The sequence below is a fragment of the Roseibium porphyridii genome, from assembly GCF_026191725.2.
GTDB lineage: Bacteria > Pseudomonadota > Alphaproteobacteria > Rhizobiales > Stappiaceae > Roseibium > Roseibium porphyridii.
This window is the reverse complement of sequence record NZ_CP120863.1, coordinates 2,969,113-2,987,682: the sequence shown is the minus strand read 5'-3', so window position 1 is coordinate 2,987,682 and position 18,570 is coordinate 2,969,113. Positions and strand designations below refer to the sequence as shown.

The 18,570-nt window shown below is 54.1% G+C and carries 20 protein-coding genes; 8 read left to right on the top strand and 12 right to left on the bottom strand.

All coding sequences use genetic code 11. From position 1 onward, the window contains the following. The first annotated feature begins 2 nt into the window (after positions 1-2). Positions 3-431, top strand: a complete 429-nt coding sequence (locus K1718_RS14065; RefSeq protein WP_265682061.1) for an HIT family protein — start codon at positions 3-5, stop codon at positions 429-431. A 167-nt stretch (positions 432-598) separates the two neighbouring features. Next, positions 599-964 (top strand): hypothetical protein, encoded by a 366-nt coding sequence (locus tag K1718_RS14060; RefSeq protein WP_265682063.1) that lies wholly within the window; start codon positions 599-601, stop codon positions 962-964. A gap of 29 nt (positions 965-993) precedes the next feature. Here the strand turns inward: K1718_RS14060 and K1718_RS14055 are convergent, their stop codons facing one another. The 3 genes from K1718_RS14055 to K1718_RS14045 all read right to left on the bottom strand — a co-directional run bounded on the left by K1718_RS14055 (position 994) and on the right by K1718_RS14045 (position 2,874). After that, the gene (locus tag K1718_RS14055; protein ID WP_152501506.1) at positions 994-1,644 is read right to left on the bottom strand and encodes a glutathione S-transferase family protein; all 651 of its coding nucleotides are present in this window, start codon (positions 1,642-1,644) and stop codon (positions 994-996) included. A 97-nt stretch (positions 1,645-1,741) separates the two neighbouring features. Continuing rightward, complete coding sequence (locus tag K1718_RS14050; protein WP_247649419.1) at positions 1,742-2,113, bottom strand: AzlD domain-containing protein; 372 nt, start codon at positions 2,111-2,113, stop codon at positions 1,742-1,744. Further along, complete coding sequence (locus K1718_RS14045) at positions 2,113-2,874, bottom strand: AzlC family ABC transporter permease (protein ID WP_265682064.1); 762 nt, start codon at positions 2,872-2,874, stop codon at positions 2,113-2,115. The genes K1718_RS14050 and K1718_RS14045 overlap by 1 nt, the downstream gene beginning before the upstream one ends. A 166-nt stretch (positions 2,875-3,040) precedes the next feature. Between K1718_RS14045 and K1718_RS14040 the strand changes: the two genes are divergently transcribed. Further along, entirely contained in the window at positions 3,041-3,973 is a 933-nt protein-coding gene (locus tag K1718_RS14040) for a formyltransferase family protein (protein WP_152501504.1), read from the top strand. Positions 3,974-4,075: 102 nt separating this feature from the next. Here the strand turns inward: K1718_RS14040 and clpA are convergent, their stop codons facing one another. The 3 genes from clpA to K1718_RS14025 form a co-directional block, all read right to left on the bottom strand. Beyond that, complete coding sequence (gene clpA / locus K1718_RS14035) at positions 4,076-6,529, bottom strand: ATP-dependent Clp protease ATP-binding subunit ClpA (RefSeq protein ID WP_152501503.1); 2,454 nt, start codon at positions 6,527-6,529, stop codon at positions 4,076-4,078. Positions 6,530-6,541: 12 nt separating this feature from the next. Beyond that, positions 6,542-6,874, bottom strand: coding sequence for an ATP-dependent Clp protease adapter ClpS (gene clpS, locus K1718_RS14030; RefSeq protein WP_148587335.1), 333 nt, complete (start codon positions 6,872-6,874; stop codon positions 6,542-6,544). A 406-nt stretch (positions 6,875-7,280) separates the two neighbouring features. After that, positions 7,281-7,613: a phasin family protein gene (locus K1718_RS14025; RefSeq protein ID WP_152501502.1), complete on the bottom strand. Its 333-nt coding sequence runs from the start codon at positions 7,611-7,613 to the stop codon at positions 7,281-7,283. A gap of 587 nt (positions 7,614-8,200) precedes the next feature. On the opposite strand from K1718_RS14025, the gene K1718_RS14020 reads away from it, so the two are divergent. Continuing rightward, entirely contained in the window at positions 8,201-9,865 is a 1,665-nt protein-coding gene (locus K1718_RS14020; protein WP_418068034.1) for a serine hydrolase, read from the top strand. 17 nt (positions 9,866-9,882) lie between these two features. Here the strand turns inward: K1718_RS14020 and K1718_RS14015 are convergent, their stop codons facing one another. The 3 genes from K1718_RS14015 to K1718_RS14005 all read right to left on the bottom strand — a co-directional run bounded on the left by K1718_RS14015 (position 9,883) and on the right by K1718_RS14005 (position 12,209). Continuing rightward, positions 9,883-10,590 carry a DnaJ domain-containing protein gene (locus tag K1718_RS14015; protein WP_265682069.1) on the bottom strand — a complete coding sequence of 236 codons (708 nt, stop codon included), beginning with the start codon at positions 10,588-10,590 and terminating at the stop codon, positions 9,883-9,885. A 134-nt stretch (positions 10,591-10,724) separates the two neighbouring features. After that, a complete protein-coding gene (locus K1718_RS14010; RefSeq protein ID WP_209006938.1) occupies positions 10,725-11,462 on the bottom strand; it encodes a vWA domain-containing protein in 738 nt (245 codons plus the stop codon). Positions 11,463-11,579: 117 nt separating this feature from the next. Continuing rightward, positions 11,580-12,209, bottom strand: coding sequence for a DUF2306 domain-containing protein (locus tag K1718_RS14005; RefSeq protein WP_265682071.1), 630 nt, complete (start codon positions 12,207-12,209; stop codon positions 11,580-11,582). 81 nt (positions 12,210-12,290) lie between these two features. On the opposite strand from K1718_RS14005, the gene K1718_RS14000 reads away from it, so the two are divergent. Beyond that, the gene (locus K1718_RS14000; RefSeq protein WP_265682073.1) at positions 12,291-12,911 is read left to right on the top strand and encodes a TetR/AcrR family transcriptional regulator; all 621 of its coding nucleotides are present in this window, start codon (positions 12,291-12,293) and stop codon (positions 12,909-12,911) included. A gap of 8 nt (positions 12,912-12,919) precedes the next feature. Here K1718_RS14000 and K1718_RS13995 read toward each other — a convergent pair whose 3' ends face one another. Further along, positions 12,920-13,354: a DUF1489 family protein gene (locus K1718_RS13995; RefSeq protein ID WP_265682075.1), complete on the bottom strand. Its 435-nt coding sequence runs from the start codon at positions 13,352-13,354 to the stop codon at positions 12,920-12,922. A 61-nt stretch (positions 13,355-13,415) separates the two neighbouring features. Between K1718_RS13995 and K1718_RS13990 the strand changes: the two genes are divergently transcribed. From K1718_RS13990 to K1718_RS13980, 3 genes are all read left to right on the top strand, one after another. Beyond that, on the top strand, positions 13,416-14,360 hold the full coding sequence (locus K1718_RS13990) for an SDR family oxidoreductase (protein WP_265682077.1): 945 nt from the start codon (positions 13,416-13,418) through the stop codon (positions 14,358-14,360). A 107-nt stretch (positions 14,361-14,467) separates the two neighbouring features. Further along, positions 14,468-15,022, top strand: coding sequence for a hypothetical protein (locus K1718_RS13985; RefSeq protein WP_265682079.1), 555 nt, complete (start codon positions 14,468-14,470; stop codon positions 15,020-15,022). Positions 15,023-15,476: 454 nt separating this feature from the next. Beyond that, the gene (locus tag K1718_RS13980) at positions 15,477-16,199 is read left to right on the top strand and encodes a DUF599 domain-containing protein (RefSeq protein WP_152501496.1); all 723 of its coding nucleotides are present in this window, start codon (positions 15,477-15,479) and stop codon (positions 16,197-16,199) included. Here K1718_RS13980 and K1718_RS13975 read toward each other — a convergent pair. Then, positions 16,118-17,365: an adenylate/guanylate cyclase domain-containing protein gene (locus tag K1718_RS13975; protein WP_265682083.1), complete on the bottom strand. Its 1,248-nt coding sequence runs from the start codon at positions 17,363-17,365 to the stop codon at positions 16,118-16,120. The two genes, K1718_RS13980 and K1718_RS13975, sit on opposite strands and share 82 nt — an antisense overlap. A 113-nt stretch (positions 17,366-17,478) precedes the next feature. After that, on the bottom strand, positions 17,479-18,276 hold the full coding sequence (locus K1718_RS13970; RefSeq protein ID WP_265682085.1) for a YdcF family protein: 798 nt from the start codon (positions 18,274-18,276) through the stop codon (positions 17,479-17,481). Positions 18,277-18,570: the final 294 nt, after the last annotated feature.

The following is an 18,570-nucleotide window of genomic DNA, read 5'->3' as shown; positions in this document are numbered from 1 at the left end:
CTATGCCCACACCCGCGTATGACGACCAGAACGTCTTTGCAAAGATCCTTCGAGGTGAATTGCCAAGTCACAAGGTCTATGAGGATGACAAGACGCTGGTGATCATGGACATCATGCCACGCGGCGACGGCCATATTCTGGTGATCCCGAAGAACCCGTCACGCAACATCTTCGACATCGCCGAAGATGACTTGAACGCTGTTATGGCAACGGTTCAGAAGATGGCACGCATTGTAATCACGGCATTTGCTGCGGATGGAACCACAATCCAGCAGTTTTCCGAACCGGCAGGTGGTCAGGTAGTCTTTCACACACATGTTCATGTAATTCCGCGTTTCGAAGGCGTCTCACTGAGACCCCACACAGGCGATATGGCGGACAATGACGTTCTTGCTGCTCAGGCTGAGAAAATCCGGGAAGCGCTCTCCTGATTGCCCCTTCAGCCAACGGAGCGCCATCGGAGTTCGCCCGCCTTTTCACATTTCAGCGCAAAGAGGTTCTGCCTCTTCTCAACAAGAATGGTACCTATGTGCCCTCCTGGGCGGGAATTCAAACACCGCCCCAGTACAGGCTAGCATACGAGTATGCAGCCAAGCACATGAAGGAACATGGCTTGTGCGACGGCCGGACACCGCCAGTCTGGACCTTTGAAACCCAGGAGGACGATCTTGAGCTGCTGGCGGCAAGCCTCCTTTCGGAGCACGAGTTCAATCAATTTGAATACGTGACTTTGGAGCTGCTGGTTCCGGAGAACCGGCTCCTGCGTTCTTCCTATGGCCATTGGTGTGAGCTTCTATTTCAATCCATAGAGACGGGACGGATCGAGGATGACGGCTCCTGGCTTTGTTTGAACGGGCAGCAAGACGATCACTCACCGGGTTCCGTCCAGATACTAATCCCTCACATCAGGAAAGAGTGGATCAGAAAAGTCGAACCATTGGAAATCAACCCGGATATGTACTAGCGGCCTCGTTTCTGCCGATCAGAAATCGATCAGTCCACGCCCGCCTGGACCGCTGCATCTTCCTGTTCTTTGGCGAGGTTTTGATCCTCCTGCAACACTTTGACGGGTGCGGGACGCTCAAAATAGCGTTGCGTGAAACTCTTGAATTCATCGAATTCAGGAACAATACCGAACATCATTCCCCAGCGCAGCCCCACTGCCCAAAGCACATCAACCGCCGTCATGCGTTCGCCAAGAACATATGGGCCCTTCGCGAGTTGCGCCCTCATATTTTCCATCACGGTATCGAAACTGCCATAGGGTGACATGACTTGTGGCGGTTCTTCCCGTTTGAGCGCACGATCCACCAGGGCGGGCTCAAAACAAGAGGCCATGTGAACGAACCATCGTAGGTACGGACCACGGCGGGGGTCATCGAGAGCGGGGGTTAATCCCTTTTCAGGAAACAAGTCGGCCGCATAGATATAGATGGCAACCTGTTCTGTAATTACTGCATCACCACTGCGCAATGCAGGCACTTTCCCGGAGGGGTTCACAGCCAGGTATCTGGGTTGCCGGTTCTCACCAAGTTTGAAGTTCAATACATTCAACTTGTAAGGTGCACCCAATTCCTCAAGGAGCACACGCACCCCGGTCGCCCGTGTCTGCGGTGCATAGAAGAGTTCCACTTGGTTGGTCATTCCGGTGTTCTCCTTCTTGCTGCAACACGGAGTGTGTTCAACTCATCGTATCAAGCTCCCTGAACAGCTACAGCAAAAAAGTCCGCAATACCGTCAACTACAAGAGATCGAGAGAAGTCCACCCAATGAGCAAAAAGGCCTCTGCCGCCAAAACGCCAATGACAACGCGCTGACGAGATCCAAGAAAGGCGGCAAATCCGAAGGCTGTTGCGGCAAGGCGCAACCACATGGGTGTTTCAGCGAGAACGCCTTGCGGAAAGAGGATCAGTTTGGAGATGAGCCCCGCAACGAGCGCCGTTGCAACACACCTTACCCAAATCAGAAGCTCACCGTCTTCACGCAGGCGTCCACCAGCAAAAACACCCAGCCAACGCCACACATCTGTTGCCAGCCAGCCGGCGACCAGGATCATGAGAAAGGGCCACCACCAGGTATCCGCATAAGCCCCGCTGCGCATGAGACCATCCATCACGACAGCCCCCGCCGCCAAATACGCGTAACCAGATACGCCAGCGTGCCACCCGCCAATCCGGTCCAAAGCAGATCAAGCCCAGGCAGTGAAATAAAAAAGACCGGCCCAAGCACCAGACCAGCCACCATGGACGCCTTGTCCGCATTCAGTCTTGCAGCCCCCCAGAGCGAGCACAGAAAATAAACGGGGGTCAAAAGAAACAAGGCCCCGGCCACAACGTCCGGAAGCCGCTCAACCAGCAAATAGGCAATGCCCGTCAATACAAAGACAAAGGTGGAAATCGAACTGCCGAAGCCCACAAAAAAGGGCAGCCTTGCCTCTCTCGGCAGGTCCGGCAGGTGTTTCATGGCATAGACCCAGGCCGTGACCGCAACGAAGTGTGACGCAATCAGAAGCTGCCAGTTCCTGGTTTTTCCTTGAACTTTGATGATCGGCATCAACGCCATTGTCATGGGCATCAGTCGCACGGAAGCAAGCGCCACGGCAATGCCCGCCGGGATAAGACCCATTCCGGAAGACAAGGCACCGGTCAAGACCACCACGGACGGCAACGCCCAGATAAAGCCAGTCATTGCAAGGGTTTCAAGCAATGTGAGGCCGGTCTCGCGAGCCAGTCCGGCATATCCGACAAATGCTGCCGTCAATATGAACGCAGGTATCGAGATTGCTGCACGTGCACCGCGAGCAAACCATTTCTTCGAAGAAATGACTTCCCTGTTTTCAGGTGGGTTTTCAGAAGCGCCGTTTGGCGAGGACATGAACGTAGACCAAAACGAAAATCGTAAGGAGACCTTATTTTCTGATCCTGTTCCCACGAAATGTCAACGCGGTGCCACAACAGGTTCTGTTCAATATTGACATGTTCTTGATGAGCAATTTCTCTGGTTCAACCAATGGCAATCGACCTCAACTGGACAGCGCTTTATGTCAGACCTCTCAAAAGACATCTGGTTAAATCGGTGGCTAAAGGGATTGCGTCTTGCCGATCACGTCTACAACGACGAATCCATTCGATGGGGTGAATTTATAGAACCGAGCGTTGATTCAAGACCTCGCCCTGCTAGCGACACTCTGCGCATCGCCGTGATCGCAAGCCTTCCAGTTGGGTTTTTGACGCTCAAGACACTGCTCGCCTTCGCACACCATTTTCCCGCAAAATTATACATCTCATGCCTGTTGACAGATGATCCTCTAAACCAGGATGCCCGGATCAGTGCACGCAAGCGCATATGGCACCTTTATCCCGAAGACATGCAACGTGAGCTTGAAAGCGCGACCGTTAGAACAGCCCTGTCGGCAGGTATTCCCGTTTATACAGGCGACATAAAGCAGGATTGGTTTCGCGAAACACTACGGGACTTTAAACCCCATGCAGTTTTGTGCTGTGGCTTCGGACAACTGATCGACAAACCGTTCCTCCGCATTCCGGACCTTGGTGTTTATAACTTTCACCCGTCCGACCTAGCGAGCGGGCATGGTGCCGGTCCGGCACCGCATGAGGATGTAAAGCAAAGAAACGCAGACACGACGCGCTGGACAGTCCATCTAATGAACGAGGAAATCGATGCCGGCCACATCGTCGGCAGCTCTCCTCCTATCAACATTCGTCGAAGCAACGGAAAGTTTGCGGACAATCCCATAGATTTTTACAGCAAGCTCACGGACGGGCTCGATCACCTAGTTTTTCATACGACAAAAAGTCTTGTTGCGTGGCATGCGCGCGGACAGACAAAACCTATGGACTCGATCGATTTCGAGAAGCTGTTTACGTCAGAAATCAAGGCCCGCATGATGCTGCCGATCGCCGACTTCGCGGAGGCTGTTTTCCCGGACCCGACATTGTTTGCCGACGTTTAGCAAACACGACATCCAACAGTCCGCACATTCTAGGCTCGACAGCCTTTACTCAAAAAGAAAGCCCCGGCAATACCGGGGCTTTCTAAGCTTGGAACGGACCGATCAATCCGCCAGCGGCACCTTGGGCACCAAGCTCTTCTTGGAGGAACCGCCTTTGCCGGACGACGATGCTTTGCTGTCCTTGCCGGACGCTGCCGATTTCGCCGGCGCTTTCCGCTTGCGCTTAGGGCGCGGCTTGGGCTCGGTCTTGGCTTTGGTTTTCGGTGGTGTCGCCCGCTCCTCAACGCTTTCAAGAAGGAGACCCTTCCCGTCTTCCGAAACCGACACTTTGACCATGCCGCCTTTTTTCAACTTGCCGAACAGCACCTCATCGGCAAGCGGTCGCTTGATATGCTCCTGGATAATCCGGCCGAGAGGTCGAGCGCCCATTCGATCATCATACCCTTTCGTCGCCAGCCATTTCACGGCCTCATCGGTCAACTCGAACGTCACGTTGCGATCAGCAAGCTGTACTTCCAGCTGCATGACGAACTTCTCGACGACTTTGTAGACGACCTCGATCGGCAAGTTGCCAAACGGAATGATCGCGTCCAGACGATTGCGGAACTCTGGCGTGAACAGCTTGTTGATCGCTTCGGTATCGTCACCTTCACGTTTCACACGATTGAAGCCGACAGGCATCTTGGCCATGTCCGCAGCGCCAGCATTCGTCGTCATGATCAAGATGACATTGCGGAAATCGACCTGTTTGCCGTTGTGGTCGGTCAATTTGCCGTGGTCCATGACCTGCAGCAGGATGTTGAACAGATCCGGGTGGGCCTTCTCGATCTCGTCCAGCAGCAGCACGCAATGCGGATGCTGATCGACGCCATCGGTCAACAGGCCACCTTGATCAAATCCGACATAGCCCGGAGGTGCGCCGATCAGGCGCGACACCGTGTGCCGCTCCATATACTCCGACATATCAAAACGGATCAGCTCTACCCCGAGCGATGAAGCCAACTGACGGGCAACTTCCGTCTTGCCGACACCAGTCGGTCCGGAGAACAGGTAACTGCCGATCGGCTTGTCAGGCTCGCGAAGCCCCGCTCTGGCCAGCTTGATCGCCGAGGCCAGGGTTTCAATCGCATTGTCCTGGCCGTAGACGACCCGTTTCAGGTCCTTGCCGAGGTTCTCAAGAACTTCAGCGTCATCCTTGGAAACCGACTTCGGCGGGATCCTGGCCATTGTGGCAATGGTGTTTTCGATTTCCTTCACACCAATGGTCTTACGCCGCCGCGCCTCCGGCACAAGCATTTGGGACGCACCGGTCTCGTCCAGAACATCGATGGCTTTGTCTGGAAGCTTGCGGTCAGAAATGTATTTCGCTGACAGCTCAACAGCTGTCTTGATGGCATCGTTGGTGTAGCGAACCTTATGGAAGTCTTCGAAATAGGGCTTCAGTCCGCGAAGGATATCGATTGCATCGGGAATCGACGGTTCGTTGACATCGATCTTCTGGAATCGCCGCACAAGTGCCCGATCCTTTTCGAAAAACTGGCGATACTCCTTGTAGGTCGTGGACCCAATGCAACGGATTGCTCCCGACGCAAGCGCCGGTTTGAGAAGATTGGAGGCATCCATGGCACCACCGGATGTGGCACCTGCCCCAATCACGGTATGGATCTCGTCAATGAACATGACGGCACCCGGGTAGTCCTCGATCTCCTTGACCACCTGCTTCAGACGTTCCTCGAAATCGCCGCGATAGCGCGTTCCGGCAAGAAGCGAGCCCATATCCAGCGAAAAGATGGTGGCGTCCTTTAGAACATCAGGCACGTCACCATTGACGATACGGTGGGCCAATCCTTCCGCGATCGCAGTTTTGCCAACACCTGGGTCTCCGACAAACAGCGGATTGTTCTTTGACCGCCGGCACAAAATCTGGATTGTGCGCTGGATTTCGCTGTCTCGTCCAATCAGTGGATCGATTTTGCCACCAGTCGCCTTGTCATTGAGATTGACACAATAAGCTTCAAGCGCATCGGTCTTCTGACTTGATTTCTTGTCCGCCTCCGCGCCTGGCAATACGTCTTCTTCTTCCGCACCTTCCACGGGTCTGGCTTCGGACATACCAGGGCGTTTCGCGATACCGTGTGAAATATAATTCACCGCATCGTAACGCGTCATATCCTGGTCTTGCAGGAAGTAAGCAGCGTGGCTTTCCCTCTCAGCAAAAATCGCAACCAGCACATTCGCGCCCGTGACTTCTTCACGCCCAGAAGACTGCACATGAATCACGGCACGTTGAATGACGCGCTGAAAACCAGCGGTCGGCTTGGAATCATCGTCACTGTCCGTGACCAGATTATCGAGTTCGGTTTCGATGTATTCTAGGAGGTTCCTGCGGATTGTATCCAGGTCAACATTGCAGGCCCGCATTACGGCCGCAGCATCCTGGTCATCGAGCAACGCCAGAAGGAGATGCTCGAGTGTCGCATATTCCTGCTGGCGTTCGTTCGCGAACGCCAGAGCCTGGTGAAGGGCTTTTTCAAGACTGCGTGAGAAGGAAGGCACGTGCGTTGGTCCTCACTTTTTTTCCATGACGCATTGCAAAGGATGTTGGTGCTTTCGCGCAAAATCCATCACCTGTGTCACTTTTGTTTCCGCGACTTCGTAAGAAAATATCCCGCATTCTCCGACGCCGTGGTGGTGAACATGAAGCATGATGCGAGTCGCTTCTTCGCGGTTTTTTTGGAAGAAGTTCTCCACAACGTGAATGACAAACTCCATCGGCGTGTAGTCGTCATTCAGCAGCAGCACACGATACAGATTTGGCCGCTTGGTAACCGTTTTCGTCCGGGTGACAACGACCGTTCCGGCATCGCCACCGTCATTGTCATAATCAGAGCCTGCCGACATTGCCCAGTCTATCGCCTTATTCACTCCGGCCATCACTCATTTCATACTAGCGGGCAGAAGCTAACTCTGGAAAGCCTGCCCGTAACCCAAACCGCAGCTCCGAAAAACGTCCGCGGTCGCTTTGCTTCTACGGTAATCCTGCCGCGCAAGCCGTCCTTGCGCAATGGTCGATTTCATCAACAAACCGGTGAACTGCACAAATCGGCATAAAGTGCAGCCGGTATTGCTGAATGTAGGTCTCTCAAAAGAGATTAAAAGATGGGGAGGTAGCGCATTTCCAATCCGTGAAGACGATGTGTTCGACACCAACAAAAGACTGGGCAAAACTGTGCATATACGAAAAAACCCGGCTCAAATAAGCCGGGTTTCGATCAATTCACTGCCTTTCAGCGGCAGAAATTGGAAATTACTTTGCCAACTTGCTCATCACGCCTTCGTAAGGCTTGTAAGCGTCTTTGGACATGTCAGTGAACATTTCACCGAGCTTGGTCATTTCACCGACGAAGCCTTCGTAAGCGCTCTTGGCGTAGTCAGCCTGAGCTTCAAAAGCCTTGTCCAGAGATTTGGAGGACACGAGCTTCTCGACTGCAGCAGTACCTTCATCGAAGGACTTTTTCTGATAGTCAGCGACTTCGGCTGCAATTGCCTGCATGCCTTTGCTCATCGTGCCGAACGACTCCATGGCCATGTCCATGTTGTCTTTGCTCATCTTCTGGATCTCATCGAAGTTATTCATCATCTAACTGCCCTCATCCGGCGAACCGGTCTTTGTGGCCTCGTGGTTGCTCCATTCGGCAGCCGGCGCGCTAATCGCGTTACCTAATGAAACTTCACATAATGCACTGCACAAAAAGTGTCAAGGTGATTTTGCATCGCAACAACAACCATTACGAGAAATTAATAATGTTATAAAACCGAAAGGCGCGTACCCGCGACAGGTAAAATAGCAGCCAAATAGAAAATCCACTGCAACGAATGCCCCAGCGGCACTTCAAGTTATTCCTCCAATATTTTCACCATGAAACAACACGACCCAAAAAAGAAACACTTCATTAAGAAAATTTACTTGATAATTTCAAAAATTATCTTCGCTAACGATATAAAAATCAAATAACAACCGATTAACTATTGATTAACTCTAATCAAAATCAATTTTTTTAAGTGTTTTTTGCGCAAACTATTTACACATTCGTAACCGTGTTTCCATCAAATACACACGTAGTCGACGGGGTAGCCGGATTGAATCGCACGGGGGTTCATGATCCAGTCCAGGCAACTTCAAACACTGGCCGCGTGACCCTGAATGGGATAGTTATTGTGTTTGGTATGCGTTTTCTTCGCAATGCGAGAATGGTTGCCCGTGCAGGCAAGATTTTGGTCCTAGGCGCTCTCTTGCTGAGTGTTCCGTCTACGGCGATGGCCAACCCGAAATATGCCGGCATCGTTGTCGACGCAAAAACCGGCAAGACCCTTTATGCATCTTCCGCAGATGCCTATCGCTACCCAGCTTCGCTGACAAAGATCATGACCCTTTACGTGGTCTTTGAAGAGCTCGAGGCAGGTCGGCTTTCGCTCGATTCCAAATTGACCGTATCCAAATATGCCGCTGGTCGCCCACCTTCGAAGATAGGCGTCAAGGCAGGCCGCACGATCAGGGTCAAGGATGCCATTCTGGCGCTCGTAACCAAGTCAGCCAATGATGTTGCAACAGTTGTGGCGGAAAACATCGGCGGTTCTGAGAAGAAGTTCGCGCAACGCATGACCAGGACTGCGCGTCAGCTCGGCATGTCCAAAACGACCTTCCGCAACCCACACGGTCTGCCAAACTCCAAACAGCGCACAACCGCAAGAGACATGGCACGGCTTGGTCGGGCAATTCAGGAGCGCTTTCCGCAGTATTACGGCTACTTCAAAACCCGGTCATACAAATACAAAGGCCGGACCTACGGCAATCACAACAAGCTGCTTGGTCGGGTCAAGGGCGTAGACGGCATTAAGACAGGCTACATTCGCGCGTCCGGTTTCAATCTGGTCACTTCTGTCAATCGCGACGGACGCCACATTGTTGCAGTTGTCATGGGTGGCAGGTCTGGAAAGTCCAGAAACGCCCATATGACCAATCTCATCAGCCGTTATCTGCGCAAAGCCAGCCGCGGACCAAAAACCGTGCCTGCGATCGCAAAGAGCAATGTTCAACCGACATTCGTTGCCGCGAATTTGAAAAATCCGCCGTTGCCGGTTTCTAAGCCCGGCAGCAAACCTGCGCCTGCGACCGGTGCTCCGATGGTGCTTGCGTTTTCAGCGCCCAAACAGGCTGGTGTCGTACCTGCCCCGCAGCCGGCAACCGTGCCCGGTTTTGGTGAAGCAGTGCCGTTGCCGCCGCGCCTCGTGAAGCAGCGTTTCGACAGCACCTTCGCAGTTGCAACCGCGCTGCCGCCTATTCCGCCGGAAAGCCCGGACGGCTCGTTGAGCACGAATTCCATCTCGAAAACTGCACTGCTTCAGGCCGCTCAAGCCCGTTCAGGTGGAACGTCGCAACAGCAACTGGCCCTTTCGAATGCTCCGGCAACCCGGTCCGTTCAAGTAGAAACAATCCAGCTGGACACCGTGCCTGTAGCAACGATCAGTGCAAAACAGGCAATCGAACAGCAGCCGGACACACAAGTAGCTGCGCTTGCGCCAGTCGAGCCTGAAACAGCCGACGATACAGTGACTGTGGCAACCAGCGACAGCAAGGATATCGAGCCAGGCTGGCAGGTCCAGATTGCAGCGACAGAAACCGAAGGCCAGGCAATTCGTATGTTGAAGAACGCCAAGGCCAAAACCGGTGGCGCCCTGCGTGGCCGCTCACCGTATACCGAACCGGTCGAATCCGGCGGACAAACCCTCTATCGAGCAAGGTTTGTCGGCTTCGACAACAAAACTGCAGCCAAAAGAGCCTGCAGAACACTGAAAAAAGCAAAATATGCTTGCTTCGCCATCTATCAGTAACCGCGTAACGGATGCCGTCAATGTCTTCTGAGAAGCGTGTCTTTAGCCTCGTTGATTTTCGCCGCGAGGAAACCGGATCCTCCCTGGTCGGGATGAACCCGCATCATAAGCCTTCGGTGCGCGGCTCGAATTTCCGCGTCCCCGGCTTCGGGCGTAAGCCCCAGGATCTGGTAGGCCTCCTCATCTGTCATGGGGCCCGCGCTCGGCGAGCTTCCCTGCCGCTCTGTTCCATCCGTCTGGAAGTGTTCACGCCATCCGGCAAGCCGGCGGTCGAGATAAGCTTCGACTAACTTCTGACTTTGTTCATCCTGGCCAGATTCGCGCCAGAATGTTTCAAGTTCCTGGTCGTTGAGATCATCAAGCCCGCGGCCCTGAAAGCCGCCGGCCAACACCGTCCCGGTCATGGCTCCGCTGTCGTGATCCAACTCCATTTCAACCATTGCCGTTCGCACACGCGACCTCTGCCCGGAAGACTTCTGCGGTTTGTAGCCACCAGAAAGACCCGGAAAGACATGTTGTCGAAGCAACATCACGCCAAGCCCAAATGCTGGTAGCGCAAACGCAAAGCGTCCCGTAACGGCAAAAAATCCTGCAAGTGCTATCATGAAGACCCCAGCGAATGTACGCAGTTGCCTGGCAAGCGCGGCTGGGTTGGCGTGCACAAAGTTCCTGGCCAGCGTCAAAACGGCGACGAGAAGGACAATTCCGATCAGTAGGTAGAACATTCGGTCCCTTGGGACTGGATTGACAGATAAAGGATCGGGCAGCTCCAAACTGCCACGAACTTCCTGCCATCAAAATGGGGCATTCCAAAGCACTTTTGAAGGAACGCTCTTAGGTAGCCTCTTGCAGATTCGGGTCACGACTTTGGAGGAAGCTGTTGCAGAAGCAGCCGCGCACCCTGCCCGCCCCTTTTTTCCAACGCGTGAAGCGCCGATCGACCACCGCTTGCAAAAACTGCAACCGCCTTCAAAAGCTCTGCCAATTGTCGGGCTGCTCCAGCATCGAATGGGCAATAGGCCCCCTTTGTCAGGCGCGCCATTTCACGAAAAGCTTTTTCCGCTACTGGATCGCGACCCTCCTGAAACAGAAACATCGGCACCCCGAGCAGCCCAAGTTGACCCGCCTTGTCGCACAGCAAATCGACATCTTCTTCCATACAGTCGCCGACATAGACCAGCGCCGCTATCTTTTCCCTGTCGGCCGCTTCAAGCGCGGCCGTCAGAACCTTGCGAATCTGCGTGCGCCCGCCCTGACATGAAATTCGACTCATCGCACGAGCCAAATCATCGCTGGAATTAAACCATCGCGATGCCCGGCATTCGCCGAATCCTCGAAAAAAAACAAGCTTGATGTTCAGCCCACCGATGCTCCCGGCTTCCTGAAACATTTCTGCCTGAATGTGACAGGCCTGGTCCCAGGTCGGCTGTCGGCTCATCGTCGCATCAAGCGCAAAAATCAAACGACCGTCGCTTCCTGGCTGCGGTTTGATGCTTCGCGCCTTTTCCAGGAATGCCGAGACATCGGCATCCGCTGACGGAAGTTCTGATTTTTGCCGGACAAGCGCTTCTTTCATGCGGTCGTCGGTCTTACCCATGCTTGCCTAGTCCTTGTGACTTTCTCTGACATTCAACTTGGGACGCTCGAGGGACTTTGGCAAGTTCAGGTGCTCACGGGAGCTGAGTGCAGGGACCAAAATTTTCGTAGAGGCCGTTCACGTGGTTCGATGCTTCAAGAAATGAGCCCGGCGAAGATAGAACTCCACCAAAAGAGCATTCGGTACCCAGCACGCCCAACTTATGATGGGGTACGCAATGGCAAAGTCTGCACCTAAGGCCATCGAAGACCCCAGATAGACCCTTAAGGTGACGGCGGCAAAGGTAAGCGCCGCGGACCGAAGCATCCAGCGTCTGTGCCGAGCAATCTGACGATTCACCGCAAAATAGAAGGCTGCACCCGTGGTACCCAGCCAAACGACTGCCAGCGTGGCAAACCCAACCGTGGCAAAGGCGCCGGTGGTCGTATGGAATGCAAGCTGAAGACCCGCAAGGCCCGAGACAAGGATTGCTCCCACGTAGACCCGACCACTCCAACGGTGCAGAGCAGGCCAGCGTGACCGCAAGACGGACATGAATTGAAACGGCATCAGGGCCAGTGCAACCGGCGCGACCCCGATATGTGCGTAAAGTGCCAGGGCGTTACCGCTGAGATTATGGGCAACGAATTCCATTCCCTGTTGAACTCCCAGCGGTATGAAGCGGTAAGACACGATTGCAACCAAGACCGAAGATACCGTCGCCAGCCAAAAGCCGGAGCTGTTCGCAAGCCTTGAAATTCGTTCCATGTCGTTCCCCTCCTCATAACTTGACACTGTCAAGATAAGATCGAACTTGACAGTGTCAAGCTAATCACGGATGAAGCCTTCATGACGAATGCCTCCAAAAGCCGCCCGAGGGACGGAACGCTTCGCACCAAGTTGGTTGATGCAGGCGTCGAATTGTTGAGAGACCGAGGGCCCGATGGTTTGTCCTTGAGGGAATGCGCGGCAATGGCTGGTGTTTCGCATGCAGCGCCAGGCTATCACTTCAAAAACCTGATGGGGCTTTCAACGGCCATCGCAGCCAGAGGATATCGTCTTTTTTGCGATGCCATGCTTGCAAGAAGAGACAAGGCGGGCCCTGCGCCTTTTGAGCGTCTCTCTGCGATCTGTCACGGCTACCTGGACTACGCAGCGGGACATCCGGAATTGTTTCTGTTCATCTTCTCGGGGCAGAAATTCAATGAGAACGACCAGGACTTCTGTGAGGCCTCTTCCAAGGCATACAGTATCTTGCGGGAAACGTGTGCACCCTTGGTGCCTGCCGGAACTGAGATCGAAGAAACCGAGATCCTGATCTGGTCGCTCGTTCACGGTTACGCGCATTTGGCCATGACCCGAAAAAAGGACAACCCGAAGCTGGGGCGCGGCTGGCCTGAACTGGACGCCTTGCTCTCACATCTGCGCAACGCACTTTCCGCCCAATCCGCTTACAACGCCCGCAATTGAGCCTTTCGTTAGAGGAGGCAAAGCTCTGTCAGGTCGCGACGCATTGCGTCCGGCATCGCCACCGCCTCGCCTGCAAGCCGGATATCACCGGGAGCTTCATCCACCTTCAGATACCGCCAACCCTGAAACGGGCGCTTGGGCCGGTATTGGGTCAATATCAAACGGGGTTCCAGCACAAGATTGCACCGTTTGATACCCGCATCATCGGTAAACGGGCGAATGTCCAACAGGTGTTGGCGCGCTTGGATCTTCCCCTTGATGACCCAGAAGAGCGACCCGCCGTCCAGCAACTCATCCTTTCGGGTCGGGACCATGCGTGTTGTGTGTGTCGTCACCTCTTCCGCACCAGCAAGGCGCGCCTGCTCGACACGGTAGTCGATCCAGGCCTGAAGAGATTCTGCGCTGTCTGCTCCCACACACAATTTGACAAGATGCAAGGTCATAGACCTGACCTAGCAGGCCTGCCGGTTCCGTCAAGCTGACTTCTGGAAACGGCGGTGGATTTTGCACAGCAAGAGTGACGTAACGCTTGCGGTAGACGCCCAACAGGGGTCTCATAGACGTATGGAAGTGTTTCTCACAGGCGGGACCGGTAGCATTGGTTCGGCAGTCCTTAAGCGACTTCTCGACGAGAACGCCCGGATTGTCGGCCTCGCCAGATCAGACGCGTCGGCTGAAAAACTACGTGCTCTGGGGGCCAATGCCTACCCCGGTGACCTGCGCTCTCCAGAAAGCTGGGTGAGCCGCGCTGCCGCCTGTGACGCGGTGGTGCACTCCGGCGCAACTTTTTCTGCAGACATGGGCCGTGTCGACAGGCAATCAATGTTGGCATTGAAAAAGGCCGCGCAGCACCGTCAGCAACCACTCAAGGTGATCTACACCGGCGGTGTCTGGCTGTTTCCGCAAACGACATCACGAAACGTGATCACGGAAAAAACTCCATTTTCGCCTCTGCCTGCCTTTCGCTATATGACCGAGACAATCAGAACCTTGTCACACGGCACAGACATGAACCTTGCCGTGGTGCATCCGGCACTGGTGTGCAGCCGGAACTTCGGACCTATCGCAGAGATGACCGATGCCTTGAAGAAGGGCCAACCGTTCAAAACAAGAGCTACGCGCGATACGCTGTGGCCACTGGTCGAAGTCAACGATCTTGCAGATTTCTACGCGCGCGTTCTGCAACAGTCCCGTTTCAGAATGTCCCTGATTGCCAGCTGCATTGCCGGGATCTCGGTCGGTCACCTTGCATCGCACATTTCCGCAAGACACGGCGCACCGTTGGAAATCGACACGACGCAAGCCCCCGAAGAGACAGATCCGGAAACCGACTGGAGCGCGGGTTATGCCTTGTCGCAGAAAGTGGACGTCAGTCACGCCCGTCGCACCACCGGATGGCAGCCCGAGCATTCCACCATCGAAGATCTGGTTGTCACACTGTCAAAATGAACACTGACAATTCCGTATAACGACGTTAGCGATTTTCTCAATTCGAACAAAGACTTTCTAAAGTTTCCCAACTTAGATTTAAGCCAAGGGCAACTTGGGGCATTTCATTGATCCGTTCGTTATTCACAGGTTTGGCGTATCTTCTTTTGACGGTTTCACTTGCCGCCAGCGATTGGCCGCTTGGCACATTTGAGGTTCGCAATACGGCCGGGTTTGTTCAGGAAGGCGACGTGCGCAGGACGATCGAAGTCGATCGAAATGCCGGTACAGCCGAGATTGCCGGTACTGAAGGCGATGGCCTGAGTGTGAAGATCGGCGGGACCCGGATACACCTTTTCCGGATCGAAAACGGCCTTGCGTCGATAGAATGGGATGCAAGCGGAACCAATTTGCTCCATGGCGTCGATATTCAGGCGCTTCTCGGTAAGGAGACGCCGCAAAACGTTCCGGGTTGGGGTGCCCGCCTTGCCTGGCCCGGTGCCGGTTCGGTCCAGATGGTGCTGCTGCCACTTCGGCAAAACGCCTATACTGGATTTCTGATCAGCCGGCCGGCAGGTCGGATCGTTGTGCGTCAAATGGAATTCAGAAAGGTCTCCGGTCCATCCAATCGCCCAGGATCGACAGGATCAGCTGATAGGCGTCGCGCGGACATTTCCGGCTAGAAAAACGAAAAGGCGCAGCTCCCGGCTGCGCCTTTGTTCTGAACACGTCCAGCTGTTCTTATTGAGCAACAGCGACGGCTTGTTTGGCACTTTCCACATCATTGAACAAAAGAACCATCGTCAACGCGACGCCAACGACAGCGACAGTCCAAAGAGTGACGCTCCAACAAGATTTCTGCACGTTTTCGTCCATCAAATCCCTACACTTTGTTATTCGGCACCGGGTCCCACCGACCTCAAATGTGGCGCCATTGGGGCGATGAGGTAAACGATCCCTTACCCTTTCGCAAGCGCAAAAAAGGAGCAACTGGTATCGCTTTTTTGCAGAGCTTAAATCCTTTCAGTTTTTCAGCACCTTATGGTTTCCCACAGTGTTCCTTAGTGCTGTTGGATAAACTCTGTTATGACAATTTAAAGCCGGAGTTCACCCGCCGGCATCGTCAAAAGGTTCGTGATGCAGTCCCTCTCATATCTGGATATCGCCGCAGCCGTCTGGTTTCTGTTTGCCTGGTTCGGCTTCAATTTATTGATTGACGTCAGTCCCTTAAGACAAAAAACTCTGTCAAGCGCAATGGACGACTTTCGACGTGGCTGGATGATCTCCATGTGCATGCGCGAAGTCCGCATCATGGACACCTCCATCATGGCCGGCCTCCAGCAAGGCACTGCCTTTTTTGCCTCAACGGCACTTTTGGCAATGGGGGGCTGTTTTGCACTGCTCGACGCGACAGAGCGGATACTTCAAATTGCGGGGGACCTGGCGATACCAGGTGCAGACAGCCGAGCCTTATGGGAAATCAAGGTTCTTGGCCTGATGCTGATTTTCGCCTATGCCTTCTTCAAATTCGGCTGGGCCTATCGGCTTTTCAACTATGCGAGCATCATTATGGGTGCCGTTCCGGACCTCGGACAAGCTGAAGACCAAGCGGTTCGAAAAATGGCAATGCAGGCCGGCGAACTAAACGTACTCGCCGGACGCCATTTCAACCGAGGTCAACGCGCTTTTTTCTTCGCAATCGGATTTCTTGGCTGGTTTGCCGGCCCCTACGTTTTTGCAGGGGCCACGCTCGCAGTACTGATCGTGCTCACACGGCGTCAGTTTGCTTCAAGAGCACGCTCAGCCGTGTTTTCAGGGCAATATCCAAACCTTGGATCACCCGTCAAATCCGGAGAATAAACCGATACCGGGTCGTCGAAACCCTTCACCTGATACCGTCCATAAAGACCTGAACGGCAGCCCATGATGTCGGAAAGAGCGTCGGAAACCAGCACTTGACGCTCAAGGTCTTTCGCCAGTTCGGCAATACGCGCCGCCAGGTTGACGACCGGTCCCACCACAGTGAAATCAAGCCGCGTTTCGCTGCCGACATTGCCATAGAATACATCGCCGGCATGCAACGCGATCCCAACGCTCATGTCCGGGGTCGCAGCGCATGTTCTCGCGCTGTTGATCGTTTCGATCCGCTGCAGTGTCTCGCGCGCTGCAAGCAAGGCCCGCTTGGCGGCATCGCGCGCCTCATCATCCGTTTCATAGGGGAAGATGGCCATCACTTCATCGCCGATGAACTTCAGCACTTCGCCGCCATGGGCTTCCACAGCTGCCGTCATTGCACCGAAATACTTGTTCAAAAACAAGATGACCTTGTCGGCAGGCAAGGTGTTGGACATCCGGGTAAACCCGCGAATGTCGGCAAAGCTTACAACCGCTTTGATCCACTCGCCCTCGCCTCGGCGTGTCGTCCCGTCGAGAACGCGCGAACCGGCGCGCGGGCCAACATAAGTCTCCAGTACAGTTTCCGCCGTGCGTTTCAAGGTTTTGAGCTCACACACCAGGGCCAGCGGCCGCACGAGCGACTCAAAAACACTGATATGAGAACTTGCAAACCCACCGGGCGTCTTGGTTGCGAAGGTAGCAACCTTTACAGAGCCATCCGAAAACGGCAGCGGCAGCGCAATATAGTCGGTGTAACCTTCATCCCGCAGTTCAACCGTGACCGGAAACTCCACGGCAATCGAAGGTTCTTTCTCGATCCGGACACGCACTGCAGCGCTCGTTTCGTGAACACGCTTGATCGGACTGGAATGGTAGTCCTCTTCCGAACTGTTATCAGACGTATAGAGCCTGAGCTCCCGCGTTCCATCACTTGCCCAAATGGATGCTTCTGCACGCACGTTCGGGTGGACGACCCAGATACCTGTTGTCGCCCTGTCGACCGGCACATTGCCGCGACGCAGGCGTTCAGCAAGCTCTGAAACGATTTCCAAAGTATCATTCAAATGCGAAGCGTCGCTGTAGAGCCACTGTACAACGTCTGCCGCGACGATCGGCGCTTCGAGGACCATGAGCCCACGTCCTTTCAAATCCCTGAGTTCATTCAATATATGGTGCGACGCAACCGTCTGTAAAAGAGGTTGAACCCAAAAATGAGATGTAAGTTAAAAGTGATTTGCCGCCTTCAGGGTTGTGGGAAAAATTCCGTGCTCCGCCCGATCGCCCAATAGACCGCCAATCCGAGCCATTCTCTAAACGCGATGTCGAATCGGCGCAGCCCCTTTGAAGCGCCATCGAATCCCAACCCTCTGTCCACTTCCCCCCTGGTTCTATAGTCCACAGGATAAGCCGTCAGCCCTGTCCACCCGGCCTTCTCAAAGACCCCCATGGACCTGGGCATGTGATAGGCGGAGGTGACGAGCAGCCACCTTTGGCCCGGCTGCGGATCCACGATCTTCTTGCTCAAGGTTGCGTTTTCCCAGGTGTTGCGCGACTCGTCCTCCAGCACAACGCGCTCCGGTGAAATTCCAAAATCGGCAAAGAGACGTCCTGCCCCCTCGGCCTCCGTCGCCTGCGAAGAAATAATGACGCCCTGACCGCCGGTGTGCACGACGATTGCGTCAGGCAACAATCTTGCAAGCCGCGCAGTGATCGTTATGCGTTCAGCCGACATGGTCAAAGCAGTGTCTCCTCGAACACCGGTCACGACGGTATCGACCGCGCCACCGAGAACGATAATGCCATCAAATCCACTGATCTCTGCGGGACGAGGAAACCGGTCTTCCAGTGGCTGGATCAACCAGTTGGCTGCTGGAGAAAATCCACAAATAATCAGGCCAATAAGCCCGGTCCAAGTCATCAGCTTTGCGATACGCCGACGATTGGTGAATGCCGTTATCACCAAGCCAAACAGAATCAACGCGATCAGAAAGTTCGAAGGCTGAATGAAAAACTGACCGATTTTCGAAACGTAGAAGAACATCCGCCCTCCAAGGAAACCATTTTGTTGCAGAACAACGGCTGACGTCATCCAACAAGTCAAGACAGAGCTTCAAACTCGCTCTGATCGCAACAGGAAGGTCAATGTCCATGCTGCGAGACAGCCCAAAAGCCACAACAAAATCAGATCACATTCATCTCTGGATGCGGCAGTCATTGCAGCTGGAAATTTGCGGAAAGTTGCGTCCTTATAGACAACTCGTTTGTTGCCTCTTACCTCCATCTGCCGCCTCAACTCATTGCCAGTCGCAAAGCTGGTAGAGACATTTGAACTGTA

Coding starts and splice junctions, on each gene's coding strand:
- K1718_RS14065 (WP_265682061.1), top strand. CDS start 3: ATGCCCACACCCGCGTATGACGACCAGAACGTCTTTGCAAAGATCCTT.
- K1718_RS14060 (WP_265682063.1), top strand. CDS start 599: ATGAAGGAACATGGCTTGTGCGACGGCCGGACACCGCCAGTCTGGACC.
- K1718_RS14055 (WP_152501506.1), bottom strand. CDS start 1,644: ATGACCAACCAAGTGGAACTCTTCTATGCACCGCAGACACGGGCGACC.
- K1718_RS14050 (WP_247649419.1), bottom strand. CDS start 2,113: ATGGATGGTCTCATGCGCAGCGGGGCTTATGCGGATACCTGGTGGTGG.
- K1718_RS14045 (WP_265682064.1), bottom strand. CDS start 2,874: ATGTCCTCGCCAAACGGCGCTTCTGAAAACCCACCTGAAAACAGGGAA.
- K1718_RS14040 (WP_152501504.1), top strand. CDS start 3,041: ATGTCAGACCTCTCAAAAGACATCTGGTTAAATCGGTGGCTAAAGGGA.
- clpS (WP_148587335.1), bottom strand. CDS start 6,874: ATGTCGGCAGGCTCTGATTATGACAATGACGGTGGCGATGCCGGAACG.
- K1718_RS14025 (WP_152501502.1), bottom strand. CDS start 7,613: ATGATGAATAACTTCGATGAGATCCAGAAGATGAGCAAAGACAACATG.
- K1718_RS14020 (WP_418068034.1), top strand. CDS start 8,201: ATGCGTTTTCTTCGCAATGCGAGAATGGTTGCCCGTGCAGGCAAGATT.
- K1718_RS14015 (WP_265682069.1), bottom strand. CDS start 10,590: ATGTTCTACCTACTGATCGGAATTGTCCTTCTCGTCGCCGTTTTGACG.
- K1718_RS14010 (WP_209006938.1), bottom strand. CDS start 11,462: ATGGGTAAGACCGACGACCGCATGAAAGAAGCGCTTGTCCGGCAAAAA.
- K1718_RS14005 (WP_265682071.1), bottom strand. CDS start 12,209: ATGGAACGAATTTCAAGGCTTGCGAACAGCTCCGGCTTTTGGCTGGCG.
- K1718_RS14000 (WP_265682073.1), top strand. CDS start 12,291: ATGACGAATGCCTCCAAAAGCCGCCCGAGGGACGGAACGCTTCGCACC.
- K1718_RS13995 (WP_265682075.1), bottom strand. CDS start 13,354: ATGACCTTGCATCTTGTCAAATTGTGTGTGGGAGCAGACAGCGCAGAA.
- K1718_RS13980 (WP_152501496.1), top strand. CDS start 15,477: ATGCAGTCCCTCTCATATCTGGATATCGCCGCAGCCGTCTGGTTTCTG.
- K1718_RS13975 (WP_265682083.1), bottom strand. CDS start 17,365: ATGGTCCTCGAAGCGCCGATCGTCGCGGCAGACGTTGTACAGTGGCTC.
- K1718_RS13970 (WP_265682085.1), bottom strand. CDS start 18,276: ATGTTCTTCTACGTTTCGAAAATCGGTCAGTTTTTCATTCAGCCTTCG.